The following is a 22,822-nucleotide window of genomic DNA, read 5'->3' as shown; positions in this document are numbered from 1 at the left end:
ATCCGCTACAGCGCTTGGTAGCGCACGCTGAAATACACGGCCTGGCCTGGCTGGTTATAGCCTTCGGCAGTTTCATAATCGGCACCGAGCAAGTTCGCTACCCGGCTTTGCAGGCGCCATTCCTCGGTCAGGCGATACTCACCACGCAGGTCAACCGTGGCGAACCCCGACAATTCCTTGGTGTTGGCCAAGTCGTCGTAGCGTTGCCCCTCAGCGTGCACAGTGCCGCCGATGCTGAACCTGCCGATCCGGCGGTCAACATCCAGGTTGAACAATTGCTTGGCACGCCGCGCCAGTTCATTGCCATCATTGGCTCCGCTCGACTGGTTTTCCGGGTCCATCAGTGTGTAGTTGGCGTTCCAGTCGAACCCCAGCAACTGACTGGCGACCACCAGTTCAACACCGTTGATACGGGCTTTATCGACGTTCGAAGGCCCCTGGATCGAGGAGTCGTAGGCAATCAGGTCGTCAATTTCATTGCGGAACGCATTAATCGACCAATGCCCCCAGGCGTGCTGACCGGTCAGGCCAATTTCCAGGCTCTGCGAGGTTTCGGCATCCAGGTTTGGGTTGCCGTAGTCGGGGAAATACAGCTCATTGAAGGTCGGCGCCTTGAACGCAGTGCCGTAACTGACGGTGCTGCGCAACCAGTCGGTCAGGGCAAAGCCATAAGCGATATTGCCTGTCTGGTGGTCACCAAACTGCTCGTTATCATCACGGCGCAACGCCAGTTGCCAGTCATGACGGCCCACATCGCCCAGGTACTGGATGAAGTAGCCGTTGTTGTCGCGTGAATCGCTGTCGTAATCGGTGCTGCCACTGATTTCATCGCGTTGGTAGTCAGTGCCCAGGGTCAGGGTCTGTCCCTCGGCAATACTCAGATCGTTCTGCCAGCTGGCGGTATCGCGGCGACTGTCGAAACGCGAGTTGAAGCTGCCATCTGTGTAGGCATCGGACTTGTCCTCACTGCGCCCGACCTGCAAGGTGACCTGCCAGATATCGAACGGAGAGAAACGGGCACGGCCGCCATAGACATTGGACTCGCCATCGGCATTGGCGTTGAAGCCTGAAGTGCGACTGCGGTTGACGCTGTCGTAATCATTGTGCGACTTGGCTTTAAGTACATTGCCGTCCAGCTCGAGACCGTTGTCGAAACGGTAACCGGCACTCAGGCTGCCCGACAGGTTGCGATAGCCATCATCGTCGCTTTCATAACCACTGACATTTGCCGACTTGACGTTGATGCCGTCGGTGTCGGAACTGCTGACCCCAAGGCTGTACCAGGCCTTGTCATCGCCACCGGAAACACCTGCGCTGCCGGTGTAGCTGTCGTGGGTTCCATAACCTGCTGAAAAAAACGGCTTGGCACCACCGCTGCGGCCTTTGCGGGTAAAGATCTGGATAACGCCGCCGATTGCTTCCGAGCCATAGAGACTCGAACGAGGGCCGCGCACTACCTCGATCCGCTCGATCAGTTCAAGCGGCAGATCCTGCAGGGCTGCACCACCCGAACTGACGGAACCGATCTTGACTCCGTCGATCATCACCAACACATGGTCAGACTCGGTGCCACGCATAAACAGTGAGGTCGACTTGCCCGGACCGCCGTTGTTGGCCAGTGAAACACCCGGGACCTTGCGTAATAATTCAGGAACGGAATTGACCTGGCTTTGCTCGATATCCGCGCGGTCGAATACAGTGATGGCAGACAGGCTCTGTTCGGCCGTTTGTGCCGTACGCGTGGCAGTCACCACGCTATCTTCCAGCTGGTTCGGCTCTGCTGCGAAAACCTGGGAACCGCTGGAAACGCCGCACAGCACCACTGCTGCCGACGTCAAAAAGGACTTGCTCTTCATTGTGTATGCTCCGCCGCTCTCACCCGTGCGACATTGGCTGGGGAAGGCATACGGAGAACAGCAGGCGCAATAGCCACTGGTACGCAACTACGTACAGGAAACGCTACGCCCGACAGTGCCCTCCGCAGTGCCGTGAACATGCGACAGGCCGGTCTCCGGGCTTACGAGCAGAGCACTGTTGCCAGCACAGCTACAAACGCACCTTCCCATGCAAATGCACAGTGGTTGAAAAAGCGTTTGATTTGACTCGTTTACCGTTGCGGGGGCAGCGTCGGAATTGTTTGGCGTGGACACGCGAAACGCACCGACTTCCCTGTTTCACCCTGTAAATACAGGGCACCTGAAGCAAGTCGCGCAGAGTAGTGACTTGCGAGCAGAAGGTCAAACAACAATACGCATGCAACCTGCGATTGCCCGATTCAGCAGAAAACCATCCAGGCCTGGTCAGTGACGGGGGTGAAAACCCGCAGGCTTGGCAGACAGCCAGCTCACAAAGGTGCTCAGGCGCTCGTCACTGAGCAGGCGTTCCTTATTGTTGTAGGTCAACGCCAGCTCCTTCTCGGTGAATAAGCGATGCACCTGGTTATGGCAGGCACGACACAACCACAAGGTTGCAGTGATGCGCTCGCTCTTGGCGTAGCGCTTTTGCACATAGGTTTTGTTATGCACAGACCTGGGAATCAAATGATGGCGAGTCAAGGGCGCATCGCGCGCGCACAGTTCACAAGCAGGAGGCTGCGCGGGCAAGCGGAGCGGTTCAGGCATGGCGGCACTATCTCAACAGTGTTTAACGCTTGCGACAGAGCGTCAATCCGTCGCCCAGCGGCAGCATCGACAAATCAATTCGCCTGTCACTTTTAAGTTGCTGGTTTAGTGCCTGAATTGCACGGGTATCCGCGCTTTGCGGCTCGACCTCAAGCACTCGCCCACTCCACAGGGTATTGTCGAAAAGCAGCAGGCCACCCGGCTTGAGCAAGCGCAGCCCCTGCTCGAAATACGCTGGATAATTGGCTTTATCGGCATCGATAAAAATCATATCGACCGCCTCGGCGAGTCCTTCAGCCTCTAGATCGGCCAGGGTTTGCAAGGCTGGCGCCAAGCGTTGCTCAATACATTCACTGACCCCAGCTTGCTGCCAATAGCGCTCGGCAATGGCGTTGTAGTCTGCTGGCAAGTCGCAGCAAATGAGCTGCCCGCCCATGGGCATTGCCTGGGCCATGCAGATCGCGCTATAGCCCGTGAAGGTGCCAACCTCGATGATGCGCCTGGGTGCAAGCAACTGGACCAGCAACGCCATGAACTGGCCTTGTTCGGGCGCTATTTGCCAACGCGCATTGGCCAGCCCGGCGGTCTCGTCACGCAACTGCCTGAGCAACTCCGATTCGCGCAGCGATACATCGAGCAGGTACTGATACAGGGGTTCGTCGAGGTTGAGCGTCCGATTGGTCATGATCTTTGTGGCTCGCAATAAATCATTGTCACGCCCCGGATCCTACAGGTTATGGGCAAGCTCGGGACCAAACACCCGCTTGGCATCCAGGTAGACGCCCTGCCAATAGCTGTTAGCCAAACTGTCAAGGCGCACAGTGCCACCGCTGGAGGGGGCATGTACAAACCGCCCCTCACCGACATAAATGCCCGCATGGCTGACCTTGCTGCCACCACTGGTGGCGAAGAACACCAGGTCACCACTTTGCAGGTTATTGCGGCTAACGCTTTGCCCGCGCATCCGACTCAGTTGACTGGTGGTGCGTGGCAGGCTGATACCTGCGGCATCACGATAGACGAAACCAATCAGGCCACTGCAATCGAATCCGCCAGCTGGAGTGTTGCCGCCGTAACGGTATGGCGTGCCAACCAGGCCAATCGCTCGGATCAGCACATCGTCGGCATTACCATTGGCGGCGGGATTGGTTATTCGGGGGACAGGTTGCGGCGTCGGAGGATGACTGGAGCAGGCGCTGAGCAGCGCTGCAAGAGATAGCAATGCAATGCGGATCGGTCGAGTCATGCGAGGCGCACCTTATTCCCTAGTGCGCCTACTCTGCCGCGCTATCGCTTATGACGCAAGTGTGAGCGTGAAGCGAGCAACGGCTGCTCACGCGATGGCTTGCGTGCCGAGAGAACCGTGCGCGTGAAACCGGCCTTGTGGCTGAGCGTCGGTTGGTCCCGCGAACTCTTGCGCACAGCCAGCATTGGCTGGTCCCGCGAGCCATCACCGTTGAGGAAGCGTTTGGCCCCGATGTAGTGACGCGACCAATAGCCACTGCCAAGCTTGCTGATACGGATGGTCTTGCCGGTGCGTGGCGCGTGAATGAAGCGTCCCTCGCCGATGTACAGCCCCATATGGCTGACACGCCCGCGCCCATTGTGGTTGAAGAACACAACATCGCCTGCACGCAGGTCATTCTTGGCAACCTTGGGCGCCTTCATCTTGATCATCTGCGCGGTGGTGCGCGGCAGGTGGATATTCGCCTGGCTACCAAAGAGGTAGACAATCAAGCCACTGCAATCAAAACCACGGCGAACATTGGTGCCACCCCAGCGATAAGGCACGCCGATCAACTCTTGCGCACGGCTAACGACTGCAGCGGCTTTAGGCAGGGAAGCCTTTGGCGCGCCGAGGTGTTTCTCTGTAGCCTGCGCTGAAAAACTGGCCAGAACCCCAAAAGAACAACAAAACAAAATACCGAGTAGAGATCTGCGCATTACGAAACCCAAACAGCAACAGCGGTTGCGGATGCCAAAAAAGTGAAAAAACAGTACGACCGACCCGAGCCGTGAGCCTGGGTAAAACCAGCACCAACAAAATTGAAAAAGGCGCCGAAGCGCCTTTGCACATACAACTTATCGGACAGTAACACCCTGCCCGGTTGAAGCCATCGCCAGTACGCGCTTGGCTTCCATATAGGTTCGCTTCCAGTAGGGGCTTTGCAGGCTGTCTACCCGAACCCCGCCACTGCGCCGGCTGGCAGAGTGGATAAATTGATCATCGCCCAGGTAAATCCCGGCATGGCTTACCCGGCCGCGACCATTGGTGCTGAAGAACACCACGTCGCCTGGTTCCAGCTCATCACGCTTAACGATAGGCGCATCGAGATTGATCATCTCGCGGGTAGAGCGCGGCAGTTGCATGCCTGCTTCTTCTTCGAACAAATAGCCGATGAAGCCACTGCAGTCGAAGCCTGACTTGACGCTGCTACCGCCCCAGCGATAACGGGTACCGACCAGGGAAAGGCCATGTTCGAGAATACTGTCGGCCAGCTGTGGCAACTGATAAGACTTCTGTGCAGCAAGCGCATCGGTGAAGTCGGTAAAATCTTCCGTCGCCGGATTAGCAGCCTCAGCCAGAGGTTCAGGCTGATTGATCTGGGTTTGTGGTGCCTGGCCAGCACAGGCTGCCAGAAGAACCGTGAGTGCAATAGGCACGAGGGGTGCGAAGCGTTTTAGCATGGGCACAGCCGTGTCGAATTTAATAAATTCGCGAGACTATGCCTTCTATGGCGTCGATTTGCAAATTCTATCGTCTGAAATGTGACTTAGCAGTTGCGGCAAAACATCTAAGGCCTTCGCGGCGATATAGACATCGACACTGTCGCTCAGGTCGGTGCGCGAGGGGTTTATTTCCGCCGTAAAGCCACCAACGGCCCGGGCGCGCAGAACAGGTTCGACAATATACGCGAAACTGGCACTGGTGCCGATGCTCAATACCAGGTCGAAACCCTCGGCCAGTTGTTGATACAGCGTGGCGATGGCCTTTTCTGGCAGCATCTCTTCAAACAACACCACCGGCGGGCGCATCACCCCCTCGCACTGACGACAAAGGGGCGGCAAGGCCTGCTCCAGACGAGCAGACAGTTGATTGTCCTGCAGCCCACAGACCTGGCAATACAGCGGTGCAAGCTGGCCATGGATTTCTATCAGTCGCTCTGCGGGGCTGCCTGCGGCACGATGAAAGCCATCGATATTCTGGGTCAGCAGCCAACACTCTGGCTTGAGTCTTTGCAACTCGGCGATAACCTGGTGCCCGGCATTGGGCTGCGCACCAAGGCAGGCCCTACCCAGCTCGGCCAGGTACTTCCAGCACAATGCCGGGTCCCGTTGCAGCATAGGCCCGCTGAGCGCGGCTTCGATGGGCACGCCTTCGTCGGTATTGCCGTTATACAAGCCACCAACGCCGCGATAGGTTGGCAGGCCGGAATCTGCTGAAAGCCCTGCACCCGTGATAATCAATACGCGCTCGGCGCATTTGAATGCCTGGGCCAGTTGTTCGATTTCGCTCAGCATCCTCTACCCCTTGCCAGCGCGGCAAATGGTCGCACTCAATGATTAACCGTGTAGGCCAGCATCGTAGACAACTGACACAGCGGCCGCCCGCTTTGCTCATGCCAGGTGTTGAACGCCGCCTGAACTGTTGCCAGGTCCCTGAGACTGGTTGGCACCTTGTCGATAATGCCCTGGGCATTCAGTGCCGCGACCATGTCGTTGGTCGGCACAAAGGTGTCCTTACCGACCATGCGCAAAAAACGCGGTGCCGACAAGCCACCCATTTGCGCACCGTGCTTGGCGATATACTTCCACAGGCCAACGATATCCGTCACTGGCCAACTGGCGATCAACTCACCGAAGCTGCCCTTTTCGTGGCGCACATCGAGGATAAACTGGGCATTGCGCGGCACGCTCTTGAGCTTGCCCAAGTGACGGATGATGCGCGAGTCCTGCATCAGGTTTTCAATCCGCTCGGCCCCCATCAGCACCACTTTCTCGGGGTCGAACCCAAAGAAAACCTGTTCGAACGCTGGCCATTTGGCGTCTATCACGCTGTGGCGCAAGCCTGCGCGAAACACTCGCAAGCTCATCACCGACAGATAGCGATCATCGCTGATGCTGCGCAGGTACTCGGCCGACTCAGGCTGGGGCAAGTGCGCCTCAAGCTCGGCGGCAGAGCCAAAACGGTTTAGACAATATTCATTGAGCCACTTGTAGTCGCGCATGCATTACCTTTGTGAATTGTGTGTGCGCTGCCCGGCCGCTGCTTGCGCGCTTCCTAGAGGTTCATCACATCCACAAAGCGCGGCGTCGCATCCTGATCGATCTTCAGGCTTGCGAAGTCAAACAGCTCCCGGTCGGCCAGTTGCGAGGGCACGATGTTCTGCAGGGCGCGGAACATGATCTCGGTGCGTCCCGGGGTTTTGCGCTCCCATTCCTGGAGCATGTCTTTGACCACCTGGCGTTGCAGGTTTTCCTGCGAGCCGCACAGGTTACAAGGAATGATGGGGAACTCCTTGAGGGTCGAATAGGCTTCGATATCGGCCTCGTTGCAGTAGGCCAGCGGACGAATCACCACGTTACGACCATCGTCAGAACGCAGCTTGGGCGGCATGGCCTTCAGGGTGCCGCCGTAGAACATATTGAGGAAGAAGGTTTCCAGAATATCGTCCCGGTGATGACCCAGCGCCATTTTCGTCGCACCAATTTCATCGGCGAAGGTATACAAGGTCCCGCGACGCAGGCGCGAGCACAGCGAACAGGTCGTTTTGCCTTCAGGTATCTTTTCCTTGACCACCGAATAGGTGTCTTTCTCGACGATGTGGTACGCCACACCAAGGGACTCCAGGTAGGCTGGCAACACATGCTCAGGAAAGCCGGGCTGCTTCTGGTCCATGTTCACGGCGACAATTTCAAACTTGATCGGCGCAACCTTCTGCAGGTGCAGCAATACATCGAGCATGGTGTAGCTGTCTTTACCACCCGACAGGCACACCATTACCTTGTCGCCATCTTCGATCATGTTGTAGTCGGCAATGGCTTCGCCCGCCTGGCGACGCAGACGTTTTTGCAATTTGTTCTGATTGACCGAGAGGGTGCCCATGGTGCGCTGGTGTCCGCATAGAAATACTAAAGCCCGACAGTTTACCTAGGGTTCCTCCGAAAAAGGTAGCAAGCGACGACAGGACAAGGCAAAAACCACAAAAAAGCGACCGGGGGCGCACTCGACTTTATGTTCTGTAATTGAGCATTTGACGCGCTTCGCTCCCCCTTTCGGAGCCGCTCCCAAGTGCATTCAGCCGAAAGGCGGCGAGGGTTTTTAACCCAGTAATATCTAGCGCAGTAGTTTTTCAGGATTGCCTGGATTGTGCGCGCTGCCCTACCTCACTAATCGCCTGGTACAGCGATTCAACTGTGCAGGCGGCAAATGAGACTTTGGGCACAGTTACCGCCACTGGAGCTGATCATTCGCTGCCAGCGGGCGACACAGTTGGTAGGCTTGGCCCATGACTGAAGCCCTTGATCCAACACTCGATTTACCCGCGCAGGTGCTGAGCCTGTTGCAGGCCGCACCCGAAGGGCTGAGCGAGTACGCGCTTATCCAGCAGCTAAAGGCCCTGCATTCAACCCATATTCCCAATTTGCCGCTGACCGACAAGCTGGCCTTGTTTCGCACTCACTTCCTGTTGTTCAACGCGCTCTATCGACTGCGCGACCAGCTTTGGCAGCAACAGAGCGCCGAGTTGCACATCAGCGCGATCCTGATCGAACTGCGCCCCTTTCAAGCAAGCCAGAAGCCAGGCCAGCAGCCCCTGGGCGAACATGATCCACTGCGTAGCTACTACCTGGATATGGACAACCTGCGCGGCATCGAGGAACGGGATGTTGAAAAGTTATTGGCGAGTTTCTGGACGCGAATGCAAGGTGGCGATGAGAAACTGGCGGCACTTGAACTGTTCGAGCTTCAGCACAGCGCTGAAGCCCTCGACCTGACCCGGATCAAGCAGCGCTATCGGCAGTTGGTCAGCATCCACCACCCGGACCGGGGCGGCAATACAGAGCGCTTGCAGTCGATCAACAAAGCCATGGAAATTCTTGCACGCTATTACCAGTGAGCTGTACAGAGCAATTTGCTCTAAGCCAATACCCCTCATTTTCGCCAGCCTCTGCCTATACTGCGACATACGGTCGCATTTAAATTGGCCTGTACCCGGCAACGCTGCCCATGCGTCTCGGGCACTTCGCTGGGGGGCGATCGGATAACAAGAGGAGGTGCCTGGTATGATCCACCATGTTTGGGGGCTCTTCACCCATCCCGACCAAGAATGGCAAGAAATACGTGGCGAGGAAGAATCCATCAGCCACATGTATCTCACCCATGTACTGGTGCTTGCTGCCATTCCCGCAGTATCGGCCTATATCGGAACCACGCAGGTAGGCTGGTCCATCGGTCAACGCGAGCCGGTGATGCTCACCGAAAGCAGCGCCCTGTATCTCACCATTCTGTCCTACATCGCCATGCTTGCCGGAGTTGCAGTCATGGGCGCGTTTATCCACTGGATGGCACGCACCTATGACGCCACGCCATCACTCACCCGCTGCGTGGTGTTCGCCGCTTATACCGCAACCCCGCTATTCATAGGAGGTTTGGCTGCGCTGTATCCGCACATGTGGCTGGGCATGGTGCTCGGCACAGTTGCCATTTGCTACACGGTGTACCTGCTCTATGTCGGCATTCCAACCTTTATGAGCATTCCCGAGGACGAGGGTTTCATGTTCTCAAGCTCAGTGCTTGCCGTTGGCCTGGTGGTGCTGGTGGCGATGATTGCCGCATCGGTCATCTTCTGGGGATTGGGAATTGGCCCTGAATACACCAGTTGATCACTGGCTCAAACCAATGACGAAACCACCAGCCGGTGGTTTCGTCGCTTAATAGCTGCTGAAACAGTCTGGCACGGGCATAATCGGGCCTCTGATTAGTTGCTGTGAAGCCAATGCCCGAACAGATCCACGACCGCGTTGAAGCCTGTTACCTGCAAGCCGAGGCTTTCTTCAAGCGACCTTTCCCGCGCCCGGAAGTCAGCTTCAAGCTGCGTGGGCAAAAGGCTGGAGTCGCCCATCTCACGGAGAACAAGCTGCGTTTCAACCTGCAGCTCTACCGTGAAAACCAGCAAGATTTCCTAAAACAAACCGTCGCCCACGAAGTTGCCCACCTGATTGCCCACCAGTTGTTTGGCTTGAGCATCCAGGCCCATGGCGAAGAGTGGCAACTGATCATGCGTGGCGTTTACGAACTGCCGCCCCACCGCTGCCACAACTACGCAGTCCAGCGGCGCCAGGTGCAGCGTTATATCTACCGCTGTACCTGCCCGGACACCAAGGGTGAGTTTCCCTTCTCGGCCCAACGCCATGCGCTGGTTGCCAAAGGTCGACGCTACTTCTGCCGGCGCTGCAAGGTGACGCTGAGCTTCACCGGTGAGCAACGCGTCGAATAATCCTCGCCAGGCCACTTAGTTGTTTCTCTCGAAGACCAAGGTGGCAGCCTGGTGCCGGTTAGTTGCTTGACCGGCACTATTGCGCAGAATGCCCGTCAAAGCCCCATGCAGGCTCGCAAGGTGCATACTCACCTTCTCTTCGCGCAAGGACAGGCTAATGATCGAACCCATTTTGCTGACGGCCACTCGTTTGTCGACCTTTGACCAGGATCGTCACCTGACCAACGCTACAGGTTTTTACTTCGAGCGGGATAAACGGCTGTTTTTGGTGACCAGCCGACACGTGGTGGTCGATGCAGCAACCGAGCATTACCCCAATCGCATTGAAATCGAACTGCACACCGATCCAGGCAATATTGCAGAATCAATCGGTTTCTCGATCCCCCTGTACCTGGATGGCAAAAGCATCTGGCGCCAGGCTGAAGATGCCACCGGGGAAATTGATGTCGCCGTCATCGAACTCGACCGCGCTGCCCTGCCCGAGCAAATGTTCTATCAGGCCTACACGCCTGAACATCTCCAGCACTCACTGGATCAGGTCGAAGTCGGCAGCTCGATGCTGGTGGTTGGTTTTCCACTGGGGTTTCACGACACCCTGCATCACATTCCCGTGGTCAGGCAGGCGGTTATCGCGTCATCGTTCGGCCTGAGATTCCAGGGTGAGGGTTACTTTTTGAGCGATGCCCGCACCCACCGTGGCATCAGCGGCGCCCCGGTAGTAATGCGCGCAACCTCGGAGCAAAAGGACAGGCTCGGTCAGTTGCCCTGGGTGCTGTTGGGCATCCACTCCGCACGCCTGGATGTCGGAACCCGAGACCTTGAACTGGATGAGGCCCTGGGACTCAACTGCACCTGGTACGCCGATGTATTGATGACACTGACCCAAAACTAAGCCGCAAATTGCGCTATCCCTCAAGCAGCCGCTCATATTGCAGCTTTGCTGGCCTTTAGCTCGGTGATCTGCTGCTCGCTGTAACCCAGCTCAGCAAGCACTTCAGCGGTATGGGCGCCAACCTCAACTCCCACATGCCGGGGCGCGGGCAGACCAGCAGAAAACTTGATCGGACAGGCCAGCTGTCTTTGCGCAGCCAAGCCCTGGCGCGGCACTTCAGTGATCAAGCCACGGGCCTTTGCCTGCGGGTGTTCACAGGCCTCGGAAAAGCTCAGCATCGGCTCAACACAGGCATCGATTTGCGCAAAACGCTGGCACAGTTCGTCAAAATCGTGCTTCTCGAACTCGATTTCCAACTCGCGCTTGAGCGCCTGCTGCTCTTCGGGTTTGGCCGACAAACCAGATGCCGCCAGTTCAGGACGGCCAATGGCCGCACAAAACTGCTGCATGAATTGCGGTTCCAGGCTGCCCACCGAAATCCAGCGACCGTCTCGCGTGCGGTAGTAATCATAGAAACTGCCACCATTGAGCGCCTGCTTTTGCATTTCCGGCTCAACACCCGCGGCCAGATACCCCGCACCCGCCATGGCATTGAGGCTGAACGCACAGTCCGTCATGCTGATATCCACATGCTGGCCTTCGCCTGTGACATTGCGCTGGATAACGGCTGCCAGCAGCCCCATGACACCATGTAGCGAGCCACCCGCCAGATCTGCAAGCTGCACGCCCAGCGGCAAGGGCCCGGACTCGCTGCGCCCGGTATAGCTGGCAACACCCGCCAGGGCCAGATAATTGATGTCGTGCCCGGCGCGATCCTTGTAGGGCCCGGTTTGCCCGTAACCGGTAATGGAGACGTAGATCAGCCTGGGGTTTATCGCCTTCAATGCCTGGTAGCCGATCCCCAGTTTGTCCATGACCCCGGGACGAAACTGCTCAAGAACAATGTCGTAGTCCTGCACGAGCTGCCTGACGACCTCGACCGCGGCGGCTTGCTTCAAATCCAGTGCTATGCTGCGTTTGTTGCGGTTAAGGTAGGCATGGCTGGCTGAAACGCCGTCCACATGAGGCGGCAACACACGCACCAGGTCGGTCCGCGTCGGCGACTCCACGCGCAACACCTGCGCCCCCATGTCAGCCAGCAGCAGCGAAGCAAATGGCCCCGGTAGCAGGGTCGAAAAATCCAGCACTTTGAGCGAAGCGAGCGGACCGGTCATTACAGTTCCTTGAGTCTGATTATTGGGCTCGACACAGTCATGCCAAGGCAGTCCAAATCATTTAACTGTCTGGTTATTGAGCCTAGACCCTGTATATACACGCCTCAATGACCCATAAGCTCAGCCTGCATTGACTGTTTCTGTCAGGTACTATGGACAACTGTCACAAACCATTACGAGCAGCGATTTGGCAGTACGCGTGATAGCAAAATGCTCTGCGACACTGAACCAATCGCTGTTCAGGCATTCCGATAATCTATATTGATGCCAAACAGTTAACACCCTTGTAAATCCGCAAACAGGAGCTTGTATATGCGCACTGCTGGTGCACGGAATCGCGGCCGAATACCCGCCAAACTGCTGGCTGGGCTATTGCTCATCATGGGCTTGGCATTACTCATCGGAGGCATTCGCCTCGGCCTGCTGGGTGGTTCCTGGTATTACGTGCTGGCGGGCATAGGCGTTGGCCTCAGCGGCTTCTTCCTGTTCCGCCTGCATCCGGCAGTGATCATTATCTATGCAATATTCCTGTTCGCCAGCACTGGCTGGTCGCTCTGGGAAGTTGGCCTCGACTGGTGGCAACTGGTCCCACGCCTGTCCTTGTGGTTCGCCATCGGCTTGCTGCTGTGGTTGCCCTGGCTACGCCGCCCGTTACAGCCACAACCTGTTGCACTGGCCAATGGGCTGCTTGGCGCCTCGGTGGTGCTGGCAGGAGCTGTGGCAATCGCAAGCCAGTTCACCGGCTATAACGGTGAAATCAAGGGCGAGCTGAGCCGTGCAACCACTGATGTGAAAAGCGCAGCGCCACAAATGCCTGAGGGCGACTGGCAGGCATACGGCCGCACCAGCTTTGGTGATCGCTACTCACCGCTGGGCCAGATCACCCCAGAAAATGCCAGCCAGTTGGAGCTGGCCTGGTCCTACCGCACCGGTGATATTCCAGGGCCGAACGACCCGCAGGAAACCACTGCGGAAAACACCCCGCTGAAAGTCAACGGCATGCTTTATGTCTGTACGCCGCACAGCCAGGTAATCGCACTCGACCCGGACAGCGGCAAGGAAATCTGGCGTTTCGACCCCAAGCTCAGCACGCAAAATGCCGATAGCTTCAAGGGCTGGGCGCATATGACCTGTCGCGGAGTTGCCTACCACGAAGACAAGAACGCAACCCAGGCCAGCACTGCGCCTGAGAAAAACGCCTGCCCACGCCGCCTGTTCCTGCCTACGGCCGACACTCGCCTGATGGCGATCAACGCCGACACCGGCAAGGTCTGCAGCGACTTTGGTGACAATGGCACCGTTGACCTGACGGCCAACATGGGCAGCTTCACCCCAGGTGGCTATTACTCCACCTCGCCGCCTGGCGTCAGTGGCGACCTGGTGATCATTGGCGGTCATGTGACTGACAACCTGTCGGTCGATGAGCCTTCCGGGGTGATTCGCGCCTACGATGTCAAAGACGGCCACCTGGTGTGGAACTGGGACAGCGGCAAGCCGGAAGCAACTGCGCCCATTGCCGAAGGCGAAACCTACACCCGCAACTCGCCGAACATGTGGTCGGTGATGAGCATCGACGACAAGCTTGGCCTGCTGTACCTGCCAATGGGCAACCAGATGCCCGACCAATGGGGCGGCAACCGGTCCGAGGCATCCGAAACCTACAGCGCTGGCGTCACGGCGCTGGACATCAAGACCGGCAAAGTCAGCTGGACTTTCCAGATGACCCACCACGACTTGTGGGACATGGACATTGGCGGCCAGCCGACCCTGGTTGATATCAAAACAGCCGATGGCATCAAGCCCGCGCTGATGGCCTCGACCAAACAGGGCAGCATCTATGTGCTTGACCGTGCCACGGGCAAGCCCATTGTTCCGGTCAATGAAACTCCGGTTCCGCAGGGGGCAGTCGAAGGCGACTTCACTTCGCCGACACAGCCCATGTCGGAACTCAACTTCATGCCCAAGACCCTGACCGAGAAGGACATGTGGGGCGGCACGCCATTTGACCAGATGCTTTGCCGCATCCAGTTCAAGTCACTGCGCTATGAAGGCATCTACACACCACCTTCGCTGCAGGGTTCAATTGTCTATCCCGGTAACTTTGGCGTGTTCGACTGGGGTGGCATTTCAGTTGATCCTAAGCGTCAGATCGCCATAGTGAACCCCAACTACATGGCATTCACCTCGCAATTGGTGCCCAGCGAAGCCGTAGAAGGCGGCCCGGCACGCAAGAGCGAAACCGAAGGCGTGCAACCAAACAAAGGCGCGCCCTATGGCGTGATCCTGCAGCCGTTGCTGTCGCAACTGGGCCTGCCTTGCCAATCGCCGCCCTGGGGTTATATCGCGGCGGTTGACCTGACCAATAACCAGGTTATCTGGCAGCACAAGAACGGTACGGTTCGTGACAGCTCGCCTGTTCCCTTGCCGCTGCCGATGGGCGTGCCTAGCCTTGGTGGAACCATCACCACAGAGGCCGGTGTTGCCTTCCTCAGCGGTACGCTCGACCAATACCTGCGCGCCTACGATGTGCGTAACGGCAAGCAGCTTTGGGAAGGTCGCCTACCTGCAGGCGGCCAGACCACGCCGATGACCTACACCGGCAAAGATGGCCGTCAGTACGTACTGGTGGTTGCCGGTGGTCACGGCTCGCTCGGCACCAAGCAAGGCGATTATGTAATGGCCTTTGCCTTGCCGAAAAAGTAACAGCGCTCAAACCGGCTGTATCAACTCTAAAAGAGGGCCGCAAGGCCCTCTTTTGGCTTGAAGACCCTCTGCAAAGCCAGCCAAGGAGCCTGTATGTTCAAACCCCTCGCCCTGCTGCTAAGTATTTCCAGCCTAGGCGCCTGCACCACGAGCCCCGCCATGCCCACCCCATACGATCTGTTAATCGGCAGCTACACCCAAGGTGCCAGCCAAGGCATTTATCGCTATCACTACGACAGCCAGGCAGGTCGCATCGGTGATCAACCCGAACAAGTCATCAAGGCAGACAATCCATCGTTCCTGCTGCTGTCAAAGGATCAATCCAGGCTATTGAGTGTCAACGAAAACGGCCCGGGGCAAACTGCCGACAAAGGCCAGGCCAGCAGCTTCGCGGTTGCCCCAGACAACCATTGGGTCAGCCCGATCAACCGCGTCGATAGCGGCGGTGATGAACCGACCCATGCCAGCCTGAGCCCCGACGAACGCTTTATGTTCGTCGCCAACTACGCGGTCCAGCCTGACCCCGGCGGCAGCCTCAGTGTATTGCCACTAAGTCCTGACGGCACCTTGCATGCTCCAAGCCAGCGTTTTAGCCACCCACCCAGCCATGTGAACAAAGCGCGCCAGGCGAGCTCGCACGTACATGCTGTGGTAATGAGCCCTGACCAGCGCTACCTGTTTGCCTGCGACCTGGGGGCCGATCGGCTATTCACCTATGGCTACAACCCCAAGCCCGGTTCGAATACTCCCCTGAGCCCCAAGGGCTCTACCGTCTTGCCGCCCGGCAGTGGCCCACGCCACTTGCTATTCAGCAATGATGGCAAGCGCGCCTACCTGACGCTTGAGTTGAGTAACCAGCTTGCGGTGTTCGACTATGGGCAAGGCACGCTGCGACAACAGCAAATTATCGATCTCAACCCGCCAGACACCGAGGGCGAGACGCACGCAGCCGGCACCCTGCACAACTCCGCGGATGGACGATTCCTGTATGTGGCAACCCGTGGTCCGGTGAGCCAGATTCTGGTCTTTGCCACCGGCCCAAGGCTGGAGTTGGTGCAGCGCCACGCCATAGCGGGTAAAGAGCTACGTGAGTTCAGCATCGACCCCAGCGGAAATCAGCTGCTGGTTGCCAACCAGGGCAGCAATGAGGTGCTGGTGATTGCCCGCGATCCTCTGAGCGGAAAACTGGGCGAGGTTCGCCAGCGCCTGCAGGTCGGCAACCCATCGGACCTGGTGTTTATCGGCGCTGATTCATAACAAAGGATGCGCTGAAACAGCCATTTCGCCGCATCGCCTGTTCATCCTCACCTCTGCACGCTTGTCCCTGCCTGGCCTGGCTGGCACCATCGGGCAGCCGTCATCAGGGATCAGCTTCATGAGCGAACGAACCATCGCCAGCCATTTTGTCCGCGCCGCTATCAGCGGCGCCCAACGCAATGGCTACGACTGCCTGGCCTTGCTGCGCGGACTCAATATCCAACCGGCGCTACTGGACGAACCCAAGGCACGTATCGCACCTGAGCAGTTCGCCCGGCTTATCCAGCAACTTTGGGAACTGCTCGACGACGAATACCTCGGCTTCGGCAAATACCCGAGTAAACGTGGCACCTTCGCCATGATGTGCCACGCAATAATTCATTGCCGCACACTGGAAAAGGCCCTGAGTCGCGGCGCTCTGTTTTATAGCTTGTTTCCCGAAGCACCAGGCATTCAGATCAGCCATGAAGGCGACTTCGCCTGCCTTACCGTAGACGACTCAAGGCTGGATGATCCCGAGCACTTTCTGGTCGAGTCATTACTGGTCATCTGGCATCGCCTGGGCAGTTGGCTGATTGGCCAGCATATTCGCCTTGAGCAAGCGACCTTCAGTTACGCCAAGCCGGAGCACGAACCCCAATACAAACTGCTGTTCCCCTGCCCGCGCCATTTCAATGAGCCACGCATCAGCCTGCACTTTCACAAACGCTATCTGGCGATGCCCTTGCTGCAGGACGAACGTACCCTCAAGCACTTCCTGCAGCACTCACCGGCTGACCTGCTGGCGCGCCCCGACAGCGGACACAGCCTGAACAGCCAGATCCGGCGCCTGCTCGGACGAGACTGCAGCGCATGGCCCGACCTGGAGAAAGTGGCTCAGAAGCTTCATATGAGCGCGCAAACCTTGCGCCGTCACCTACGTGAAGAAGGCACGAGTTTTCAGGAGCTGAAAGACAATCTGCGCCGCGACCTGGCGATCTATCACCTAGGCCGCAATGAAATTTCGATTCAACTGATTGCCGAACAGTTGGGGTTCTCCGAACCTTCGGCCTTTCACCGCGCATTCAAGAAATGGACCGGCCTGACACCTGGCGCCTACCGCTCGCTAGAACACTAGGGAGCCTCAGTCCTATGCCTAGAGTCGTCGAGCATGCCATGCGGCGACCATGAACAGGCCCGCCAGCACACCCAGCAATGACAGCCAACCCGCGTGTTCCCAGACATAGCCGCCAACATAGCCAACCAGGCTTGAGCCCAGGTAGTAAGCACAGAGATACAGTGCCGAAGCCTGGGCCTTGGCCCCTTTTGCGCGTTGTCCCACCTGGCCGCTGGCAACTGCATGGGCGGCAAAAAAACCGAGGGTGAACAAGCCCAGGCCAAACACCACCGCCACCAGCCAAGGCGTCGCGCACAGGCCGACACCGACCAGCATGATGACAATGCCGCCCAGCATGACCTGGCGCGAACCCAGGCGCGGTACCAGCCTTCCAGCCCAACCTGCGCTGAAAATCCCCACCAGATAAACGGTGAACAGCAAGCCAATCACGGTTGATGACAGATTGAATGGTGCCGCCGCCAAACGGAAACCCACATAGTTGAACATGGCGACAAAACCACCCATGAGCAGGAATCCCATGGCGAACAACAGACGCAGTTCCGGGTTGGCCAGGTGCAAGCGGAAGTTACCCAAAAGCCCCTTGAGCGATAAGGACTGGGCTTGGAAATGGCGCGATGCAGGCAGCAGCCAGATAAACAGCCCAAGGCCCAATACGCCCAGGCCGCCAATTCCAGCCAAGGCCAAATTCCAGCCACCGATATCGCTGAGGAAACCAGCCAGCAAGCGCCCCAGCAAACCGCCTAGCGCGGTGCCACCGATATACAGGCCCATGGCGGCAGGCAAGGCCTTGGGGTCGAACTCCTCACCAACATAGGCCATGGCCAAGGCCGGCAGACCACTGAGCGCCAAGCCGAGCAAGGCGCGCAAAACCAATAGATGGTCCCAGTCGCTGACAAATGCACAGGCAACTCCAAGCACGCTGGCCAGCCCCAAGGCAACAACCATTACTGGCTTGCGCCCCAAGCTCTCGGCAAGTGCGCCACTGACCAGCAAACAAACGGCAAGACTCAGCGTGGTCAGCGACAACGCCAAGCTGCTGGTCGCTGCAGAAACACTGAAATAGCTGGCCAATAAAGGAAGCAAGGGTTGCACGCAATAGAGCAAGGCAAAGGTCGAAAACCCTGCACAAAATAACGCAAAGGTGGCACGTTTATAGGCGCTGGTGCCTTGTTGCAGATGGCTCGCAAGAGTTGTATCGGACATTTCGCTGCTCACAAAAAACGGCCCCTGACTGGCCGCAGACAAATGTTAGCATGCTATCTACATCAACCGCTGCATGACCGGCCAATAACAGGATAAAAGTTCCTCACTCACATTTAACCTTGCCGTTTGTCAGGTTATTGATCTGGGTCAGTCCGCAATTTCAAAGCAAGACTAGACTTTGCTCACACCTCTTGAGGAGTGAGCCTGTATGCATCAGCCCACTGATGATCAGGGGAGCAAGGGCAAGGAAACCCGACTTTTTCTATTTCTTGTCATCTGCCTTTTCCCTGCCCTGGCAGTCGCTATTGTTGGCGGCTACGGCTTTTTCATCTGGTTTATGCAGATGCTTCTTGGTCCGCCCGGGCCACCTGCCTAAGCACCCTCTCTCAAGTCTGTTACACGCTCAGCCTGGAGCAACGTGACATGGATGAAGCCCTGCATATCGCCAGTTTGCTGGTACACGCACGCCCCGAATTATTTGCCGCGGTCAAAGCCAACCTACGCTTGCTACCCGACCTTGAACTGCATCAGGAGAGCCCTCAGGGCAAGCTTGTTGTGGTGGTAGAAGCCAGCGATGAGCAGCAAATACTCCAGCGCATCGACCAAATCAGCAACATTCCCGGCGTATTGAATGCCGCCCTGGTTTATCACGAACTCCTCGCCAGCGAAGGAGAAACACCATGAATCTGACACGTCGTCAGTTTGCCAAAGCACAGGCCGCAGCAATAGCTGCAGCCGCGGCAGGCCTGCCCATCATTACGACAGCCTCGAACCTGATTACTGAATCGGACATGACCACCCTGAACTGGAACAAGGCGCCCTGTCGCTTTTGCGGTACCGGTTGCAGTGTGATGGTGGCAACGCGCGACAACCAGGTCGTGGCCACCCACGGTGACGTCAAAGCCGAGGTCAATCGCGGTCTTAACTGCGTCAAAGGCTACTTCTTGTCGAAGATCATGTACGGCACCGACCGCCTGACCCAGCCGATGCTGCGCATGAAGGATGGCCAGTACGACAAGCAAGGCGAGTTCCAGCCAATCAGCTGGGAACAGGCCTTCGACATCATGGAAACCAAGGTCAAGCAGGCCCTCAAGTCCGACGGTCCCACAGCACTGGGCATGTTCGGGTCCGGGCAATGGACGGTCTGGGAAGGCTACGCCGCCAACAAATTGATGAAGGCCGGTTTTCGCAGCAACAATATCGACCCCAACGCGCGCCACTGCATGGCTTCGGCGGTCATGGGTTTCATGCGCACCTTCGGCATGGATGAACCCATGGGCTGCTATGACGACATTGAAGCCACTGATGCCTTTGTGCTCTGGGGCTCGAACATGGCGGAGATGCACCCCATCCTTTGGAGCCGCCTGACTGACCGGCGCTTGAGCTTTCCCCATGTAAAAGTGGCCGTGCTTTCAACCTATGAACACCGCAGCTTCGAGCTGGCTGATATACCCATGGTATTCACGCCCCAGACCGACTTGCTGATCCTCAACTACATCGCCAACCACATCATCGAATCCGGCGCCGTGAACAAGGATTTCGTCAGCAAGCACACGCGCTTTGCCAAGGGCACCGATGACATAGGTTACGGCTTGCGCCCGGACAACCCGCTGGAAATGCAGGCCAAGAACGCCGGCAAGGCCAACACCTGGGAAGACATGTCATTCGAGCAGTACGCCAAATTCGTCAAGCCATACACCCTCGAACGCGCGGCCAAGGAAAGTGGCGTCCCAGCCGAACGGCTGCAGCAGTTGGCCGAGCTCTACGCCGATCCGAAACGCAAGGTCGTGTCCTTCTGGACCATGGGTTTCAACCAGCACACCCGTGGTGTCTGGGCCAACAACATGGTGTACAACATTCACTTGCTGACCGGCAAAATCAGCGAGCCGGGCAACAGCCCCTTTTCCCTTACCGGCCAACCCTCGGCCTGCGGCACCGCGCGTGAAGTCGGGACCTTCTCGCACCGCTTGCCAGCTGACCTGGTCGTCACCAATCCCAAACACCGCGAGACTGCCGAGAGAATCTGGAAGCTGCCCGCCGGGACAATCCAGGAAAAGCCGGGCTTTCATGCGGTGCAGCAGAGTCGCATGCTCAAAGACTCGGTACTCAAGGTGTACTGGACCATGGCCAGCAACAATATGCAGGCCGGTCCCAACATCATGCAGGAAGTCCTGCCGGGCTGGCGCAATCCAGATGCCTTTGTAATCGTATCGGACCCCTACCCAACCGTGTCGGCCCAAGCTGCCGACCTGATATTGCCGACCGCCATGTGGGTCGAAAAAGAAGGCGCATACGGCAACGCCGAACGCCGCACCCAGTTCTGGCATCAGCTCGTCAGCCCACCGGGTGATGCAAAATCGGACCTGTGGCAACTGATGGAGTTTTCCAAGCGCTTCAAGACAGAAGATGTCTGGCCCGAGGACCTGTTGGCCAAGAAACCTGAGCTAAAAGGCAAGTCGCTGTTCGAGGTGCTCTACAAAAATGGTCATGTCGACCAGTTCCCGAGCGAGCAATTGGCTGAAGGTTATCTCAACGACGAGGCCAAGGCATTTGGCTTCTATGTACAAAAAGGCCTGTTCGAGGAGTACGCCTCCTTTGGCCGCGGCCACGGCCATGACCTTGCTGCCTTTGATGACTACCACAACGCACGTGGCCTGCGCTGGCCCGTCGTCGACGGCCAGGAAACCCGCTGGCGCTATCGCGAGGGGTCGGACCCCTATGTGGAAAAAGGCAGCGAAGTGCAGTTCTACGGTAACGCCGATAAAAAGGCGATTATCTTCGCCCTGCCCTACGAGCCACCAGCGGAGTCACCGGATGACGAATACCCCTTCTGGTTGTGCACCGGTCGCGTGCTTGAACACTGGCACACCGGCAGCATGACCCAGCGCGTGCCTGAGTTGCACAAGGCTGTCCCGGACGCAGTGGTTTACATGCATCCAGATGATGCAAAAGCCATGAAGGCCCGACGCGGCAGCGAAGTGAAGGTCATCAGCCGACGCGGCGAAACCCGCGCTCGTATCGAAACCCGCGGACGCAACAAACCACCACGGGGCCTGGTGTTCGTGCCCTTCTTCGATGCTCGCAAACTGATCAATAAAGTCACGCTGGACGCCACCGACCCGATCTCCAAGCAAACCGACTACAAGAAATGTGCGGTGAAGATCGAATTGGTCAATTTGGCCTGAGGAATGCAGCCATGAGCTATCGCCTACTGCCACTTTTATTACTTGCCGTCTTTGGCATTGCCGTCGCCAGCGACATCAATTATCCACTCGACGCCCCCGCGCCAGACGGCCGTCGGCCGGGTGGCACCTTGAGCCAGGATCTTGCCGCACCCAAGCTCAGCAGCACTGAAAACAAGGACATCAAGCGCGAACGTAACTATCCCGAGCAACCGCCAACGATCCCGCACAGTATTCGCGGCTATCACCTGGATAAAAACAGCAACAAGTGCCTGTCATGTCACAGCCGTGCCAACAGTGCCATAACCCAGGCACCGATGATCAGCATCACCCACTACATGGATCGGGACGGCCAGGCGCTGGCAGCCGTATCGCCTCGGCGCTACTTCTGCAACCAATGCCATGTCCCACAGAAAGACACCCCGCCTCTGGTAGGCAACAGCTTCAAGGACATAGACACAGTACTTGAGCAAGAAACCTCAACCCCTAACAGGAATCCCTGAGGAGGCGTCATGAAATCTTTGTTCGCCTGGCTCAAGGGTTACTGGTGCACACTGCGCCGCCCCAGCCTGCATTTCAGCCTGGGGTTTCTAACCCTTGGCGGCTTTATTGCGGGAATCATTTTCTGGGGTGGTTTCAACACCGCGCTGGAGGTGACCAACACCGAGCAGTTTTGCACTTCGTGCCACGAGATGCGCGACAACGTATTTGCAGAGCTCAAGGACACCATTCACTACAGCAACCGCTCAGGCGTGCGCGCCACCTGCCCTGATTGTCACGTGCCGCACAAGTGGACCGATAAGATCGCCCGCAAGATGCAGGCATCCAAAGAGGTGTGGGGCAAGATCTTCGGCACCATCAACACCCGGGATAAGTTTCTTGCCCACCGTCGCGAGCTTGCCGAGCATGAATGGAAACGGCTCAAGGCCAATGACTCACTGGAGTGCCGCAACTGCCACAACTTCGACTTCATGGATTTCACCAAGCAAAGCAAACGCGCTGCCAAGATGCACTCCACCTCCCTGGCCAGCGGAGAAGCCACCTGCATTGACTGCCACAAGGGTATTGCCCACCAATTGCCCAGCATGAGCGGAGTGCCGGGTTGGTAAATTGGCAAACGACAGGCGTACACTC

The 22,822-nt window shown here is 57.5% G+C and carries 23 protein-coding genes and 1 riboswitch; of the genes, 12 read left to right on the top strand and 11 right to left on the bottom strand.

The window, feature by feature from the left end:
* Positions 1-5 precede the first annotated feature (5 nt).
* The 9 genes from btuB to ttcA all read right to left on the bottom strand — a co-directional run bounded on the left by btuB (position 6) and on the right by ttcA (position 7,728).
* Positions 6-1,856: a TonB-dependent vitamin B12 receptor gene (btuB, locus tag CHB79_RS02645; protein WP_089358795.1), complete on the bottom strand. Its 1,851-nt coding sequence runs from the start codon at positions 1,854-1,856 to the stop codon at positions 6-8.
* A gap of 129 nt (positions 1,857-1,985) precedes the next feature.
* Positions 1,986-2,215, bottom strand: a riboswitch (cobalamin riboswitch).
* A gap of 85 nt (positions 2,216-2,300) precedes the next feature.
* Entirely contained in the window at positions 2,301-2,621 is a 321-nt protein-coding gene (locus CHB79_RS02640) for a hypothetical protein (RefSeq protein WP_010485108.1), read from the bottom strand.
* A 22-nt stretch (positions 2,622-2,643) separates the two neighbouring features.
* Entirely contained in the window at positions 2,644-3,306 is a 663-nt protein-coding gene (locus tag CHB79_RS02635) for an O-methyltransferase (RefSeq protein ID WP_089358794.1), read from the bottom strand.
* A gap of 42 nt (positions 3,307-3,348) precedes the next feature.
* Entirely contained in the window at positions 3,349-3,867 is a 519-nt protein-coding gene (locus CHB79_RS02630) for a C40 family peptidase (RefSeq protein WP_010485104.1), read from the bottom strand.
* Positions 3,868-3,908: 41 nt separating this feature from the next.
* The gene (locus CHB79_RS02625; protein WP_083840247.1) at positions 3,909-4,565 is read right to left on the bottom strand and encodes a C40 family peptidase; all 657 of its coding nucleotides are present in this window, start codon (positions 4,563-4,565) and stop codon (positions 3,909-3,911) included.
* A gap of 138 nt (positions 4,566-4,703) precedes the next feature.
* Entirely contained in the window at positions 4,704-5,309 is a 606-nt protein-coding gene (locus tag CHB79_RS02620) for a C40 family peptidase (RefSeq protein ID WP_010485101.1), read from the bottom strand.
* 45 nt (positions 5,310-5,354) lie between these two features.
* Positions 5,355-6,143 carry an NAD-dependent deacylase gene (locus CHB79_RS02615; RefSeq protein ID WP_089358793.1) on the bottom strand — a complete coding sequence of 263 codons (789 nt, stop codon included), beginning with the start codon at positions 6,141-6,143 and terminating at the stop codon, positions 5,355-5,357.
* A 35-nt stretch (positions 6,144-6,178) separates the two neighbouring features.
* Positions 6,179-6,850, bottom strand: coding sequence for a DNA-3-methyladenine glycosylase I (locus CHB79_RS02610; protein WP_010485097.1), 672 nt, complete (start codon positions 6,848-6,850; stop codon positions 6,179-6,181).
* 53 nt (positions 6,851-6,903) lie between these two features.
* Complete coding sequence (gene ttcA / locus CHB79_RS02605; protein WP_010485095.1) at positions 6,904-7,728, bottom strand: tRNA 2-thiocytidine(32) synthetase TtcA; 825 nt, start codon at positions 7,726-7,728, stop codon at positions 6,904-6,906.
* Positions 7,729-8,131: 403 nt separating this feature from the next.
* On the opposite strand from ttcA, the gene CHB79_RS02600 reads away from it, so the two are divergent.
* The 4 genes from CHB79_RS02600 to CHB79_RS02585 all read left to right on the top strand — a co-directional run bounded on the left by CHB79_RS02600 (position 8,132) and on the right by CHB79_RS02585 (position 11,012).
* Positions 8,132-8,740, top strand: coding sequence for a DNA-J related domain-containing protein (locus CHB79_RS02600; RefSeq protein WP_089358792.1), 609 nt, complete (start codon positions 8,132-8,134; stop codon positions 8,738-8,740).
* Between the two features lie 166 nt (positions 8,741-8,906).
* Positions 8,907-9,506, top strand: coding sequence for a Yip1 family protein (locus CHB79_RS02595; RefSeq protein ID WP_010485091.1), 600 nt, complete (start codon positions 8,907-8,909; stop codon positions 9,504-9,506).
* A gap of 113 nt (positions 9,507-9,619) precedes the next feature.
* The gene (locus tag CHB79_RS02590; RefSeq protein ID WP_010485089.1) at positions 9,620-10,120 is read left to right on the top strand and encodes a SprT family zinc-dependent metalloprotease; all 501 of its coding nucleotides are present in this window, start codon (positions 9,620-9,622) and stop codon (positions 10,118-10,120) included.
* Between the two features lie 157 nt (positions 10,121-10,277).
* Positions 10,278-11,012, top strand: coding sequence for a S1 family peptidase (locus tag CHB79_RS02585; RefSeq protein ID WP_089358791.1), 735 nt, complete (start codon positions 10,278-10,280; stop codon positions 11,010-11,012).
* Between the two features lie 32 nt (positions 11,013-11,044).
* Here the strand turns inward: CHB79_RS02585 and CHB79_RS02580 are convergent, their stop codons facing one another.
* Positions 11,045-12,226, bottom strand: a complete 1,182-nt coding sequence (locus CHB79_RS02580; RefSeq protein ID WP_010485085.1) for a CaiB/BaiF CoA transferase family protein — start codon at positions 12,224-12,226, stop codon at positions 11,045-11,047.
* Between the two features lie 312 nt (positions 12,227-12,538).
* On the opposite strand from CHB79_RS02580, the gene CHB79_RS02575 reads away from it, so the two are divergent.
* From CHB79_RS02575 to CHB79_RS02565, 3 genes are all read left to right on the top strand, one after another.
* Positions 12,539-14,929: a glucose/quinate/shikimate family membrane-bound PQQ-dependent dehydrogenase gene (locus CHB79_RS02575; protein ID WP_089358790.1), complete on the top strand. Its 2,391-nt coding sequence runs from the start codon at positions 12,539-12,541 to the stop codon at positions 14,927-14,929.
* Positions 14,930-15,022: 93 nt separating this feature from the next.
* Positions 15,023-16,186 carry a lactonase family protein gene (locus CHB79_RS02570; protein WP_089358789.1) on the top strand — a complete coding sequence of 388 codons (1,164 nt, stop codon included), beginning with the start codon at positions 15,023-15,025 and terminating at the stop codon, positions 16,184-16,186.
* A 118-nt stretch (positions 16,187-16,304) separates the two neighbouring features.
* Positions 16,305-17,303, top strand: coding sequence for an AraC family transcriptional regulator (locus CHB79_RS02565; RefSeq protein ID WP_089358788.1), 999 nt, complete (start codon positions 16,305-16,307; stop codon positions 17,301-17,303).
* 18 nt (positions 17,304-17,321) lie between these two features.
* On the opposite strand, the gene CHB79_RS02560 is transcribed toward CHB79_RS02565, so the two are convergent.
* Positions 17,322-18,506 carry an MFS transporter gene (locus CHB79_RS02560; RefSeq protein ID WP_089358787.1) on the bottom strand — a complete coding sequence of 395 codons (1,185 nt, stop codon included), beginning with the start codon at positions 18,504-18,506 and terminating at the stop codon, positions 17,322-17,324.
* Between the two features lie 208 nt (positions 18,507-18,714).
* Here CHB79_RS02560 and CHB79_RS02555 point away from each other — a divergent pair, with 208 nt between their 5' ends.
* The 5 genes from CHB79_RS02555 to CHB79_RS02535 are packed head-to-tail and all read left to right on the top strand — an operon-like array spanning position 18,715 to position 22,797.
* A complete protein-coding gene (locus CHB79_RS02555; protein WP_010485076.1) occupies positions 18,715-18,882 on the top strand; it encodes a periplasmic nitrate reductase, NapE protein in 168 nt (55 codons plus the stop codon).
* A 47-nt stretch (positions 18,883-18,929) separates the two neighbouring features.
* Complete coding sequence (locus tag CHB79_RS02550) at positions 18,930-19,190, top strand: chaperone NapD (protein WP_010485074.1); 261 nt, start codon at positions 18,930-18,932, stop codon at positions 19,188-19,190.
* Positions 19,187-21,691 carry a nitrate reductase catalytic subunit NapA gene (napA, locus tag CHB79_RS02545; protein ID WP_089358786.1) on the top strand — a complete coding sequence of 835 codons (2,505 nt, stop codon included), beginning with the start codon at positions 19,187-19,189 and terminating at the stop codon, positions 21,689-21,691. Before CHB79_RS02550 ends, napA begins: the two co-directional genes overlap by 4 nt.
* An 11-nt stretch (positions 21,692-21,702) precedes the next feature.
* Positions 21,703-22,191 (top strand): nitrate reductase cytochrome c-type subunit, encoded by a 489-nt coding sequence (locus CHB79_RS02540; protein ID WP_089358785.1) that lies wholly within the window; start codon positions 21,703-21,705, stop codon positions 22,189-22,191.
* A 9-nt stretch (positions 22,192-22,200) separates the two neighbouring features.
* A complete protein-coding gene (locus CHB79_RS02535; RefSeq protein ID WP_010485069.1) occupies positions 22,201-22,797 on the top strand; it encodes a cytochrome c3 family protein in 597 nt (198 codons plus the stop codon).
* Positions 22,798-22,822 lie beyond the last annotated feature (25 nt).

The sequence above is a fragment of the Pseudomonas segetis genome, assembly GCF_900188155.1.
Lineage (GTDB): Bacteria > Pseudomonadota > Gammaproteobacteria > Pseudomonadales > Pseudomonadaceae > Aquipseudomonas > Aquipseudomonas segetis.
Note: the sequence above shows the minus strand (reverse complement) of the source record. Positions and strands in the feature narration are given on the sequence as shown.

Coding starts and splice junctions, on each gene's coding strand:
- CHB79_RS02535 (WP_010485069.1), top strand. CDS start 22,201: ATGAAATCTTTGTTCGCCTGGCTCAAGGGTTACTGGTGCACACTGCGC.
- CHB79_RS02540 (WP_089358785.1), top strand. CDS start 21,703: ATGAGCTATCGCCTACTGCCACTTTTATTACTTGCCGTCTTTGGCATT.
- CHB79_RS02635 (WP_089358794.1), bottom strand. CDS start 3,306: ATGACCAATCGGACGCTCAACCTCGACGAACCCCTGTATCAGTACCTG.
- CHB79_RS02615 (WP_089358793.1), bottom strand. CDS start 6,143: ATGCTGAGCGAAATCGAACAACTGGCCCAGGCATTCAAATGCGCCGAG.
- CHB79_RS02620 (WP_010485101.1), bottom strand. CDS start 5,309: ATGCTAAAACGCTTCGCACCCCTCGTGCCTATTGCACTCACGGTTCTT.
- CHB79_RS02625 (WP_083840247.1), bottom strand. CDS start 4,565: ATGCGCAGATCTCTACTCGGTATTTTGTTTTGTTGTTCTTTTGGGGTT.
- ttcA (WP_010485095.1), bottom strand. CDS start 7,728: ATGGGCACCCTCTCGGTCAATCAGAACAAATTGCAAAAACGTCTGCGT.
- CHB79_RS02590 (WP_010485089.1), top strand. CDS start 9,620: ATGCCCGAACAGATCCACGACCGCGTTGAAGCCTGTTACCTGCAAGCC.
- CHB79_RS02640 (WP_010485108.1), bottom strand. CDS start 2,621: ATGCCTGAACCGCTCCGCTTGCCCGCGCAGCCTCCTGCTTGTGAACTG.
- CHB79_RS02565 (WP_089358788.1), top strand. CDS start 16,305: ATGAGCGAACGAACCATCGCCAGCCATTTTGTCCGCGCCGCTATCAGC.
- CHB79_RS02595 (WP_010485091.1), top strand. CDS start 8,907: ATGATCCACCATGTTTGGGGGCTCTTCACCCATCCCGACCAAGAATGG.
- CHB79_RS02585 (WP_089358791.1), top strand. CDS start 10,278: ATGATCGAACCCATTTTGCTGACGGCCACTCGTTTGTCGACCTTTGAC.
- CHB79_RS02575 (WP_089358790.1), top strand. CDS start 12,539: ATGCGCACTGCTGGTGCACGGAATCGCGGCCGAATACCCGCCAAACTG.
- CHB79_RS02570 (WP_089358789.1), top strand. CDS start 15,023: ATGTTCAAACCCCTCGCCCTGCTGCTAAGTATTTCCAGCCTAGGCGCC.
- btuB (WP_089358795.1), bottom strand. CDS start 1,856: ATGAAGAGCAAGTCCTTTTTGACGTCGGCAGCAGTGGTGCTGTGCGGC.
- CHB79_RS02580 (WP_010485085.1), bottom strand. CDS start 12,226: ATGACCGGTCCGCTCGCTTCGCTCAAAGTGCTGGATTTTTCGACCCTG.
- CHB79_RS02550 (WP_010485074.1), top strand. CDS start 18,930: ATGGATGAAGCCCTGCATATCGCCAGTTTGCTGGTACACGCACGCCCC.
- CHB79_RS02555 (WP_010485076.1), top strand. CDS start 18,715: ATGCATCAGCCCACTGATGATCAGGGGAGCAAGGGCAAGGAAACCCGA.
- CHB79_RS02600 (WP_089358792.1), top strand. CDS start 8,132: ATGACTGAAGCCCTTGATCCAACACTCGATTTACCCGCGCAGGTGCTG.
- napA (WP_089358786.1), top strand. CDS start 19,187: ATGAATCTGACACGTCGTCAGTTTGCCAAAGCACAGGCCGCAGCAATA.
- CHB79_RS02610 (WP_010485097.1), bottom strand. CDS start 6,850: ATGCGCGACTACAAGTGGCTCAATGAATATTGTCTAAACCGTTTTGGC.
- CHB79_RS02560 (WP_089358787.1), bottom strand. CDS start 18,506: ATGTCCGATACAACTCTTGCGAGCCATCTGCAACAAGGCACCAGCGCC.
- CHB79_RS02630 (WP_010485104.1), bottom strand. CDS start 3,867: ATGACTCGACCGATCCGCATTGCATTGCTATCTCTTGCAGCGCTGCTC.